The organism is Streptomyces tendae (assembly GCF_014650435.1).
Taxonomy (GTDB): domain Bacteria; phylum Actinomycetota; class Actinomycetes; order Streptomycetales; family Streptomycetaceae; genus Streptomyces; species Streptomyces tendae.
Map to the genome: position 1 here is coordinate 1 of NZ_BMUY01000039.1, position 8,829 is coordinate 8,829.

General features: G+C 68.2%; 16 protein-coding genes. 7 read left to right on the forward strand and 9 right to left on the reverse strand.

The genetic code is table 11. From position 1 onward, the window contains the following. The 4 genes from IE258_RS40085 to IE258_RS40100 form a co-directional block, all read right to left on the reverse strand. Window positions 1-703 (reverse strand): ribbon-helix-helix domain-containing protein (locus tag IE258_RS40085; protein ID WP_189750717.1); only part of this gene is annotated, 703 nt, incomplete at its 3' end. Window positions 704-714: 11 nt separating this feature from the next. Continuing rightward, window positions 715-1,062 (reverse strand): hypothetical protein, encoded by a 348-nt coding sequence (locus tag IE258_RS40090; protein ID WP_189750718.1) that lies wholly within the window; start codon window positions 1,060-1,062, stop codon window positions 715-717. Window positions 1,063-1,191: 129 nt separating this feature from the next. Continuing rightward, the gene (locus tag IE258_RS40095) at window positions 1,192-1,494 is read right to left on the reverse strand and encodes a hypothetical protein (RefSeq protein WP_189750732.1); all 303 of its coding nucleotides are present in this window, start codon (window positions 1,492-1,494) and stop codon (window positions 1,192-1,194) included. A gap of 7 nt (window positions 1,495-1,501) precedes the next feature. Further along, complete coding sequence (locus tag IE258_RS40100) at window positions 1,502-1,744, reverse strand: hypothetical protein (RefSeq protein ID WP_189750719.1); 243 nt, start codon at window positions 1,742-1,744, stop codon at window positions 1,502-1,504. Window positions 1,745-2,136: 392 nt separating this feature from the next. Between IE258_RS40100 and IE258_RS40105 the strand changes: the two genes are divergently transcribed. From IE258_RS40105 to IE258_RS40115, 3 genes are read left to right on the forward strand one after another with little or no spacing between them, the layout of a single operon-like run. Beyond that, the gene (locus tag IE258_RS40105) at window positions 2,137-2,382 is read left to right on the forward strand and encodes a hypothetical protein (protein WP_189750720.1); all 246 of its coding nucleotides are present in this window, start codon (window positions 2,137-2,139) and stop codon (window positions 2,380-2,382) included. Window positions 2,383-2,423: 41 nt separating this feature from the next. After that, window positions 2,424-2,690 (forward strand): hypothetical protein, encoded by a 267-nt coding sequence (locus IE258_RS40110; RefSeq protein WP_189750721.1) that lies wholly within the window; start codon window positions 2,424-2,426, stop codon window positions 2,688-2,690. Further along, window positions 2,687-3,811 (forward strand): tyrosine-type recombinase/integrase, encoded by a 1,125-nt coding sequence (locus IE258_RS40115; protein ID WP_189750722.1) that lies wholly within the window; start codon window positions 2,687-2,689, stop codon window positions 3,809-3,811. Before IE258_RS40110 ends, IE258_RS40115 begins: the two co-directional genes overlap by 4 nt. Window positions 3,812-3,823: 12 nt before the next feature. Here the strand turns inward: IE258_RS40115 and IE258_RS40120 are convergent, their stop codons facing one another. From IE258_RS40120 to IE258_RS40140, 5 genes are all read right to left on the reverse strand, one after another. Then, complete coding sequence (locus IE258_RS40120) at window positions 3,824-4,021, reverse strand: hypothetical protein (RefSeq protein ID WP_189750723.1); 198 nt, start codon at window positions 4,019-4,021, stop codon at window positions 3,824-3,826. 67 nt (window positions 4,022-4,088) lie between these two features. Then, window positions 4,089-4,415, reverse strand: coding sequence for a hypothetical protein (locus IE258_RS40125; protein ID WP_189750724.1), 327 nt, complete (start codon window positions 4,413-4,415; stop codon window positions 4,089-4,091). A gap of 50 nt (window positions 4,416-4,465) precedes the next feature. Then, the gene (locus tag IE258_RS40130) at window positions 4,466-4,774 is read right to left on the reverse strand and encodes a DUF6300 family protein (RefSeq protein WP_189750725.1); all 309 of its coding nucleotides are present in this window, start codon (window positions 4,772-4,774) and stop codon (window positions 4,466-4,468) included. A 78-nt stretch (window positions 4,775-4,852) separates the two neighbouring features. Next, window positions 4,853-5,608, reverse strand: coding sequence for a hypothetical protein (locus IE258_RS41850; RefSeq protein WP_189750726.1), 756 nt, complete (start codon window positions 5,606-5,608; stop codon window positions 4,853-4,855). 221 nt (window positions 5,609-5,829) lie between these two features. Continuing rightward, entirely contained in the window at window positions 5,830-6,276 is a 447-nt protein-coding gene (locus IE258_RS40140; RefSeq protein ID WP_189750727.1) for a WYL domain-containing protein, read from the reverse strand. 234 nt (window positions 6,277-6,510) lie between these two features. Between IE258_RS40140 and IE258_RS40145 the strand changes: the two genes are divergently transcribed. The 4 genes from IE258_RS40145 (at window position 6,511) to IE258_RS40160 (ending at window position 8,760) form a co-directional block, all read left to right on the forward strand. Beyond that, window positions 6,511-7,044, forward strand: coding sequence for a hypothetical protein (locus IE258_RS40145; RefSeq protein WP_189750728.1), 534 nt, complete (start codon window positions 6,511-6,513; stop codon window positions 7,042-7,044). Window positions 7,045-7,133: 89 nt separating this feature from the next. Next, entirely contained in the window at window positions 7,134-8,006 is an 873-nt protein-coding gene (locus IE258_RS40150) for a hypothetical protein (RefSeq protein WP_189750729.1), read from the forward strand. After that, window positions 8,003-8,350, forward strand: a complete 348-nt coding sequence (locus IE258_RS42140) for a helix-turn-helix domain-containing protein (RefSeq protein WP_189750730.1) — start codon at window positions 8,003-8,005, stop codon at window positions 8,348-8,350. The genes IE258_RS40150 and IE258_RS42140 overlap by 4 nt, the downstream gene beginning before the upstream one ends. Window positions 8,351-8,448: 98 nt before the next feature. Further along, window positions 8,449-8,760, forward strand: a complete 312-nt coding sequence (locus tag IE258_RS40160; RefSeq protein ID WP_189750731.1) for a hypothetical protein — start codon at window positions 8,449-8,451, stop codon at window positions 8,758-8,760. The last annotated feature ends 69 nt before the right edge of the window (window positions 8,761-8,829 follow it).

The following is an 8,829-nucleotide window of genomic DNA, read 5'->3' on the forward strand; positions in this document are numbered from 1 at the left end:
CCCACGTCCACTCGCGGAGGGAATGCAACTCTGCCGGGTCAGTGGTGATGCGATCCACCATCCCCAGCTCCTTGGCCACCGTCCAGATGACCCTCCAGCAGTCGTCGCACCGTGGGATCCTGTCGTCCGCCTCTGCGAAGTTGCGGTCTTTCCGCCTCGTGCTGTCCGTCTCATGCAGTAGGTCACCGGCCCGGCGGACGAGGGTCCGGTTCGACGCCTTGCAGCGGAACCCGGGCTGAGTCCGCACATGCACACGTCGGCCGTCGCTGACGGCACGGAGTGTCGTGCCGAACCGGCGGAGGAAGACGCGCCGCGCCTGTACCCACCCGACGGCCAGCGCCCAGTAGGGGGTTTGCACGCGGTCATCGCCCGGCTTGATGATCCTCAGCTCCACAAGGCTGGCGTACTCCGCGTCCAGCGCTTCGCTCTCGTCTTGGTGCGGAGACACAGTCACCTGCCGTTCGATGATGTCCCGCAGGTAGGCGTCGCCGGGGAGTTCGCCCACGCCCCAGGCGTGCTCGGTGTCGGTTACAGGGGGGTGGGCGAGGGCGGCGTCCACGGCCTCCCGGATCCAGTCCTGGCGGCTCATGCGTCGTGCGGCAGCGGCCACATCGATACGGTCCATGACGTCAGGGGGAAAGGAGATGCCGACCTTGGACGGGGCACGTCGGCCGTCCTTGGGTGCGTCGGTGCTGTTGTCCATGGTCGGTATCCTCATTTCTCGTCGATGTTGCGGATGGCGGCCTGGAACACAGGGATCAGGTCTTCAGCGATCTCGTACCCCTCGACCTTGCCGAAGCCGGGCCCCACCCCGGTCACGGGCTGCTCCATCGCCATCGGCCACCGCTGGAGCATCTTTCCGCGCTGGAGGATGCGGCTCAGCGGTGCACTGTGGCCGCGGAGGCTGTCGTCCGGCTTGTCGCGGAGAGCGTCGGCCGGCACCATCCCGCCACGCTGGACGGCTTCCTTGACGATGCGTCGGGCGCGGGCCGGGAGCATCCGGTAGTACTGGGTGGCGCGCTCCTCGGTCCAGTCGACGTCGTAACGACGCTGCTCGGTCATGGTCGGTGTCCTCACTTCTCGGTGGAGCGGCCGGCGGGGCCCTGACGGTGGGGCGGGCGCCGGATGCCGAAGATGGCCATCAGGATGCGACGCCACAGAGGGAGGGCCTGCTCGGTCATGTTGGTCTCCTCAGTCCTTGTGGTAGCGGTTGACGTGGTTGACGATGCTTTCGCGGGCACCCCGGTAGCCGCAGTCGAACGGGCACTCCTCCCACAAGCCCTTCTCCACCGCCGCCTTCGTGACGGACTTGGTGTCGTCGGGGCCGTAGCCGTGCGCGTGGAGCATCTGCGCGACGGTGCCGCCGTGGTGGATGGCGAGGAATGCGGCTTCGGCGGTCTTGTCGTGGCCGGCGGCGAAGTACCGGCCGTAGCCGATCTGTTTGCCGCAGCCGCAGTAGCAGCGTCCGGTGGGCTGGGCGGTGGTGTCGCTCATTGAAGCCTCAGATCTTGTTGCGCTGAATGTCGAAGGCGAGGACGATTCCGCCCTTGGAGCGGGGATCGTTCTCTTCCACGAAACCGCGGACTTCGTTGAACAGGTCCATGCGGGTTGCCCCCCGCGCGGGCGTGACCGTGCCCTGGTAGCTGTTCAGGTAGTAACCGGCTGCGTTCTTCGTCTGCATGCTCATGAACCAGAAGTGGGTTCCTTGTTCGCTCATGTCCCCGACGAGGGTGCGATCTGTCATGCCGTCAGACTACAGCCCTTGCCCACTCAAGACAACCCAAGGATTCCAAGGATTGCGTCCGAAAGGTGGCCCGCAGAACAGCCGCCAGAACGCCCGAACTCGAAGACGCCGGTATGAGCGGACGTCCGCACCGCTCACAGGCCGTCAGGCGCCCGCACAGCCGATCCGGACAGAAGTGGGCCGCCCCGACTCGTGCAGCCGGGACGGCCCGTAAGCGTGAGGACAGGCACGACCGCCCTCAGCCTCTTGTTGCACCGCCCGCCATGGCCGGACGGCCAACTCTGCGCGCGAGCCTACCGCCCAGCCCGTCCCCGAGGAGTCGAACCCGGAAGGCAGGCCGTTGATGAGGGATAAGCTCACATACGGGGCATGCCGACGCAGAGGGGGAGTCAATGCAGATCGATCCGAGGCTGCTGGACATCGACCAGACGGCAGACGAGCGCGAGCCGACAGACGTGGCCGCAGACCAGATGGCCGTCATCGTCGACAACCTCATCACGGGTTACCTCCGGAACCCGGAGCGCACTGACGCCATGCTGCGCCGCGACGGACTCACGAAGACAGCGGACCGGCTGGTCGAGCTCTTCGGCCCCAACTGGTGGGAACGCATGGGCAACGGCGCCTCTCGCTCCAGTTAATGTTCCTTCTGTAGAGGGATCATTTCGAGCAGGGGAGCAGCATGAAACACGAGCACGACAACGCCATCCGCAAGGATCTGGCCCTTGAGTGGGTGCGAGCCAACAATCTCGACGCGGACCGCATCCCGGAGGACTCCCCGCTCGACATCGTCTACCAGAGCGGGCAAGCGATGATCCGATACGAGGAGTACGTGTTCTACGCCGACGGCGAGCCAGTAGTCGCCGACTCCGACGGGTACGTGCGACGGGTCGAGAAGATCAGCCCGATCATCACGCCGATGCCGGAAACCGGGGACGGCGCGAAGTGACCGAGCACGACCTGGAGGTGGTCGACGCCGAACTGGTCGACGACGACCACCTTCCCGCACTAAGACAGACAGCCCATGGCCTCGCCCTCCCACCAGCCGACCCCGACGCCTGGCTCCCACCCGAAGCCGAAGAAGACGCCAAGGCCGGCATCGCCAAGTCCACCAGCACCGCCTACAGCCGCGACTTCCGCGACTACGTCACCTGGTGCAAGAAGGTCGGCCGGCGCCCCATCCCCGCCGCACCCCAGACCGTCACCCACTACATCTCCCACCTCACCCGCACCCCACGGGAGAAGACCGGGCGTCCCTACAGCCCTTCCACCCTTGAGCGGATCATCGCGTCCATCCGCACCACCCACTCCGCGGCCGGACACCAGCCTCCGGAGACGAAGGCCGCTCGCAAGGTCCTCGCCGGATACAAGGCCCGCCTGTCCGAAGCGCAGGACTCGCGCGCCCAGCCGAACAAGACATCACCGGCTCTGCCCGCCGTGCTGCGCACTGCCCTGTCTGTCGTCGACCGCACCACCCTGCGCGGGAAACGCGATGCGGCCATCCTCCTGCTCGGCATGGCGTGCGCCGCTCGCGCCAGCGAGCTGGTCTCTCTCGACGTCTCCTCCATCACCGAGCCCGACGAGGTCGCCGGCGTCGGTATTAGGGTGCGCCTGTACCGCAAGAAGATCAAGAAGTGGCAGAACGTCACCGTCAAGTACGGCAAGGACAAGGACACCTGCCCGGTCACCGCCACCCGCGCCTACCTCCGAGCCCTCGAGGCGGAAGGCCACACCACGGGGCCGCTGTTCATGCGGATCGACCGATGGGGCTACCTCGCCGCACCCGTATATAGGGGAGGCCAGCAGATCGGCGACCCCACCGGCAGGCTCACCACCGAGGCGATCTCCGACGTGGTGGAGAAGTCGATGGCCGCGATCGGCATGTCCGGCCGGTGGCGCTCCCACTCCCTGCGCCGCGGGTTCGCCACTGCTGCGTCCATCGCCGGCGCCGACCCCGTGCACTCCGCCCGGCACGGCGGCTGGGCGGACAACTCCACCGCCTACCAGGGCTATGTGCAGGAGGCCAGCGGCCTGGGCGACGACAACCCGCTCACGAACATCGGCCTGTAGGGACGGATCCGCTCATGCGTTGCGGAGCCTGAGGACCGCCCCCAGCCCCTTGAAGAGCCTGAACGCCCTGGCGCTCTGCTCCGGAGTCCCGAAGATGGCGGCGCCGACGACCGTCATGGAGATGGTCACCGCGCCGAACGCCAGCATCCCTTGCACGATGGGCACCAGGTGAACGTCGGTCTTGGCATGGGCGGACTTGGGCTGGGGCACGGGAGGGTTCCTTCCGGGTGGTGCGGGTGCGGGCATGCTAGCCACGCACCTGCCCAACCCCGAAAACTCAGCTGACCGCCAGTGCTTCCCGTAGGTAGCCGGGCAGGGCTTGCAGGACGTCCGGGCCGGGTGTCCAGCCGTCGGGGGTCTGGCCGGCGGTGACGGTGACGGGCGGCCCGCCGTCGACCTGGGCGTGGGCGCGGAACTGCTGGCCGGGCCAGACGGTGATGGTGGTCAGGTAGGCCGTGAGAGCAGCTTGGGCGACCTCGTGCGGTGGGGCGGTGGTGGTGGCGCGGCCGTAGCAGCGGGGCAGCCACCCTCTGGTGGATGGCTCGTATACCTGGATTTCCCAGGTGAGGCGGGCAGGGGAGCCCGCAGTGTCTTCGCAGGTCATGCCCAGATTGTGGCGTGGCGGGGTGTTCGCCGCGCCGTGAACGTGCAATTTCACGCCGTGTCGGGTGGGGTGTCCTCGAGATACCAGCCGTGAGCGGCCAGGCACTCCTTGGTCCACTCCGTCATCAGGTGGGCGGCCTCCTGGATCCGGTGTTCGTCTCGGCCGCCGCCGTCGGCGAAGAACTGGACGAGCAGGCCGGCCGCGGGACGCTGCGTGTTGCCGGTGTCGCAGGTGGGGCAGAGTTCGAGGCGGATGGGCTGGCCGTGCTGGTCGGTCTGCGGGGCGGTCGCGTTCATGATGAGTGGGCCGTCGCAGCGGGTGCAGGGCGGGAGTTGTTCGGTGCGCTCCACGGTGGCCACGGGGGACCTCCTCGTCTCGTGCGTGATCTTCCCAGCCAACGGCGTGCGGTGTGGTGTGGTCAACCCTTGTGACAGGGGCTATCCGGTGGGGGTGTCCCAGAAGCCGGTGTGGGCGAGGGTGTCGGCGGTGACGGGTGGGGTGCGCTGGGCAAGGAGGGGGTGGGTGGCGGCCATCTGCCGGATGATCAGGTTGGGGTATCCGGAGTCGAGGGGCCGGCCGCCCTGGACGGTGATGAGGGTGTGGACGCCGTCCGCGGGCTTGATGCGGTGGGGGAGGTAGTCGTTGAGCGCTGCCACGGTGAGGGGTTCGAGGGTGTGTTTCTCGCCGACGTTCTCGTATTCGTAGTCGGGGGCGCGGACTTCCCAGGTGCCGGTGCCGAGGTCGTACATGTGGCGCATGTCGACGCGGGCGACTTCGGCGGGGCGCAGGCCTTCGAGGAGGAGGTAGGCGATGAGGCGGTCTCGGCGGTAGTGGCGGGCGTGGTCGGGGCCCCACATGCCGATGCAGGTGAGGAACACGGCGCGTTCCATGGGGGTGAGGCGGCGTGGGGGGTTGGCGTCGCGGTCGACACCACTGCGGAGCATGGTGAGGTCGGGGACGAGGCGGATGGCGCCGTGGTTTTTGGCGGCTTCGTAGTACTGGGTGAGGGCGGTGATGCGCCGGTCGTGGGTGAGGGCGGCGGCGCGGTGGTGTTCGGCGACGTGGGCGAGGGCTTCGGGTCCGTCGAAGGGGCGGCCGTCGAGTTGGTCGGTGAGGTAGGTGCCGGCGACCTGGGATGCGGCAAGGCTGGGCCAGTAGGTGGCAGTGCTGGTGGGGTCTTCGTCGAGGGCCATGGGGTTGTCTCCTGTCTGGTTAGAGGCCGGGATTGGGGTCTTGGTCGATGTCGTGCCGGTCGTGTCCGGTACGCAGTTGGGGGGCTGGTTGATCGATCCGCTTCCGCGTGGCGAGTTGGACGGTTAGACTGGCGTCCATCTCTTCGGGCATGTCCCCACAGAGGTCACCGTCCTGAAAGGCCATCACCCAGCGCGGGTGATGGCCTTCGTCGTGCCCGGGGTCAGGCTGCGAGGCCGGTGTCGGTCTGGACGAGCTTGCGGCGCGGGCGGTAGTCGGCGTCGTCCTTGTCGCGGGCCAGCTCGTAGAAGAACAGGGCCTGAGCGTCGTCGACGGGGGCGGGCTCGGGGACCTCGTAGGTGGTGTTGGCCGGCATGGTGAGGAGGTAGCCGATGCGGTGGACCGTGTAGGCCTGGACGCCGGAGAGGTGGAACTCGCGGCGCTCGCCGCGGAGCCGGCACATGGCGATGATGACGATGCCGCCTCCGGTGAGCTGGCCCTTGCGGACCTTGACGCTGGCGGTGCGCAGCTCGTGGATCTCGATGGTGCGGACGGTGGGGTCGGTTTCGCCGGGCTTGAGGTAGGTGATCGTGACGGCGTGGGCGCGGTCGATGGCGCGGTACAGGTCGGCGAGGGTGCGGGTGGTGGGCTGGTTCTTGGTGATGCGCATCTTCGGTGTCCCCCTCGCGGTGTGGTGTGGTGTCCACAGTACTCAACTCCCATTGCGTACGCAATATGAATGCGGGTATGGTGTGAGCACCGGGGCAATCCCGCCCCGGCACCCGCCACGCCGTAGCCCATGGCGTACGCATGCGAGAAGGAGGACACTGGCGTGCGAAAAGCCCCCACGCGCCCGCCGGCCCGGTCCCGGAACGGCGGCCGCCCGCCGAGAGGACCCCGCACCGTGGCCCTGCGCCCCGAAGACAAGAAGCGTGTCGAGCACCTGACCGCTGCCGCATCCCACCTGCGCGCCGAGGGGAAGACGGAGTGGGCCGACACGGTCGACTTCGTGATGTCTCCGGAGGGCCGGCTGTTCGTGAACCGGTTGCGCGTGGACCGTCTGCGGCAGGAGACGGCGGAGGGCAAGTACGGGCAGAACCTGGCGATCGCAATGCCGCTGCCGGTGCGTGAGGAGATCAAGGCGGGTATCGCGCAGGCGGCCCGTAAGGCTCCGGACGAGAAGGTGACGGCGACGACGGAGGCTGCTCGGGCGCTGGAGGCGTTCCTGGCGGGCAAGTTCGTGCCGTCGATGCCGAAGCGTGCGGCTCGGGGGACGGCGGAGAAGACCGTGAACCTGAACGTGCGGCTGGATCCGGATCTGCGGCAGCGCGCTGAGGACTACGGCGCGGACCATGCGGCGCAGTTCGGGTTTGCTCCGCGGGCGTCGCACATCATCTCGAGCTGGCTGATCCAGCACTTCACGGAGGCCGGTAGCTAGTCCCCGGCTAGGGGCGGGGCGGTCTGGACGCCGACAACTGGGCCGGCCTCGCCACCACAGTTCCATTCCTTATAGGAGATAGAGACCTCATGGCTTCTGCCGTTGAGGCCCCCGCCACTGTGGCGGAGGGCCAGACCTCGCACACCCTGAACCAGGCCGTTCGGCCCGCGAACAGCTTCGGCTACACCCGGGAGCAGCAGATCGAGGCGCTGCACCGGCTGCGTGAGCCGTTCGCCCCGACCGAGATCCGCTACCTGCCCCGTATCTGGTGCCGAGCCTGCAAGAGCGCCGGCTGGAACGGCTGCCAGCAGCACCCGACGAGCAAGTGCCAGAAGTGCAAGCAGAAGATGCCGCGGGACGGCCACATCGACCTGGCGTATGTCGGGCATGCGGAGGCGACGAACCGGCTGCTGAACGTGGACCCGTTCTGGGACTGGGAGCCGCTGACGGTGGACGAGCGTGGCCTGCCGCAGGTGGACGGCTACCGGGGCTTGTGGATCCGGCTGACGGTGTGCGGGATGACGCGGCTGGGGTACGGACACGCGGGTGACAAGACGGGCGGGGATGCGGTGAAGGAGGTCATCGGCGACGCGATCCGTAATGCGGGGATGCGGTTCGGGATGGCGCTGGATCTGTGGACGTCGTCGGATCTGGAGATCATCGAGTCTGGTGGTGCGTCGCTGGAGTCGGACGCCCCGGCTGCTGGGCAGTCCAAGCCGACGGCTGCCGCCCAGGAGCAGAGCGGGCCGACGCAGGCTCAGGGGGCCGTGGACCACCTGGCGCGGCTGCGGGCTCAGGCGCAGGAGTGCTGGGGCAACGCGATGTCGCTGGCGCAGATTGTGCTGGACGCGGAGAAGCACGGCGTCGCGGACGCTGATGTGCCGCTGAAGAACGGCCGTGTGGTGTCGTTCCGGGAACTGCTGAATGGGCAGATCAACGCACTCGACAAGGCCGCAGCATGAGTCCGGCTGAGCGAGCCGCCGTCATCGCCGCTCTCGACCGGCAGGGCCTGTCCGCTCGGGAGATCGCGAACGAGCTGGGCTGCTCCCCGCGGACTGTGCACCGTGCGCGGAGCAGGCGACGCGCGGCTGGCGATAGCTGGTCGTGGACGCCGCCGGAGCCGGATGAGATCGCCATCGAGCGTGCTGCCGCTGGTGACCCGCCCGCCGAGCTGACGTGGGTCGAGCGGCGTGCGGCGATCGCGAGGTGTGAGCAGTGGGGTTTGCCTGCTCGTGCGATCGCTGCTCGTGTCGGGTGTGCCCGGCAGACCGTGTACTACGCGCGGAGTCGTTCTTCCGCTGCCTGAACCGTCTGGGGCCCGCTGGGTGCGGGCCCCTTCAAGTCCCCGTCCTGGGGCACAGCACCACCCCTTCTCTTTCCGGCTGAGTCGATCGGAGTTTCGTCATGCCTGGAATTGCTTGGTACTTCGTCATCCCGGTGCTGTGGGTCGTCGCTGGGTTCGGTCTGTGGTGGGCCATCCGCCGGGAGCGGCGGGATCCGTCGTCGTACCCGCGGACTGCGCAGTGCGAGATGGACCGTTGGCGGGCTATGTCGGCGCGTGCGCAGGAGGCGCACGACAACGCGGTCCTGGACGCGGCGGAGGCCGCGCAGTCGGGTGCAGTGCGGTCTCCGGTCGACGGGCTGCGGAAGCGGCCGTCCGGGGCGCAGGAGGTCATGGCCCAGCTGTACCGCCTGCCCCTGGACCGCCGGCCCTGACCGGCCGGTCCCTGTTTGTCGTCTGGCACACCCGGAGTGGGAGGTGAGCGTGGTGCCAGCATCTCGTAT

Excerpts from the sequence above, each read along its gene's own strand:
- IE258_RS40150 (WP_189750729.1), top strand. The coding sequence starts at position 7,134 with ATGGCTTCTGCCGTTGAGGCCCCCGCCACTGTGGCGGAGGGCCAGACC.
- IE258_RS40090 (WP_189750718.1), bottom strand. The coding sequence starts at position 1,062 with ATGACCGAGCAGCGTCGTTACGACGTCGACTGGACCGAGGAGCGCGCC.
- IE258_RS40140 (WP_189750727.1), bottom strand. The coding sequence starts at position 6,276 with ATGCGCATCACCAAGAACCAGCCCACCACCCGCACCCTCGCCGACCTG.
- IE258_RS40125 (WP_189750724.1), bottom strand. The coding sequence starts at position 4,415 with ATGACCTGCGAAGACACTGCGGGCTCCCCTGCCCGCCTCACCTGGGAA.
- IE258_RS40100 (WP_189750719.1), bottom strand. The coding sequence starts at position 1,744 with ATGACAGATCGCACCCTCGTCGGGGACATGAGCGAACAAGGAACCCAC.
- IE258_RS40095 (WP_189750732.1), bottom strand. The coding sequence starts at position 1,494 with ATGAGCGACACCACCGCCCAGCCCACCGGACGCTGCTACTGCGGCTGC.
- IE258_RS40110 (WP_189750721.1), top strand. The coding sequence starts at position 2,424 with ATGAAACACGAGCACGACAACGCCATCCGCAAGGATCTGGCCCTTGAG.
- IE258_RS40105 (WP_189750720.1), top strand. The coding sequence starts at position 2,137 with ATGCAGATCGATCCGAGGCTGCTGGACATCGACCAGACGGCAGACGAG.
- IE258_RS40160 (WP_189750731.1), top strand. The coding sequence starts at position 8,449 with ATGCCTGGAATTGCTTGGTACTTCGTCATCCCGGTGCTGTGGGTCGTC.
- IE258_RS42140 (WP_189750730.1), top strand. The coding sequence starts at position 8,003 with ATGAGTCCGGCTGAGCGAGCCGCCGTCATCGCCGCTCTCGACCGGCAG.
- IE258_RS41850 (WP_189750726.1), bottom strand. The coding sequence starts at position 5,608 with ATGGCCCTCGACGAAGACCCCACCAGCACTGCCACCTACTGGCCCAGC.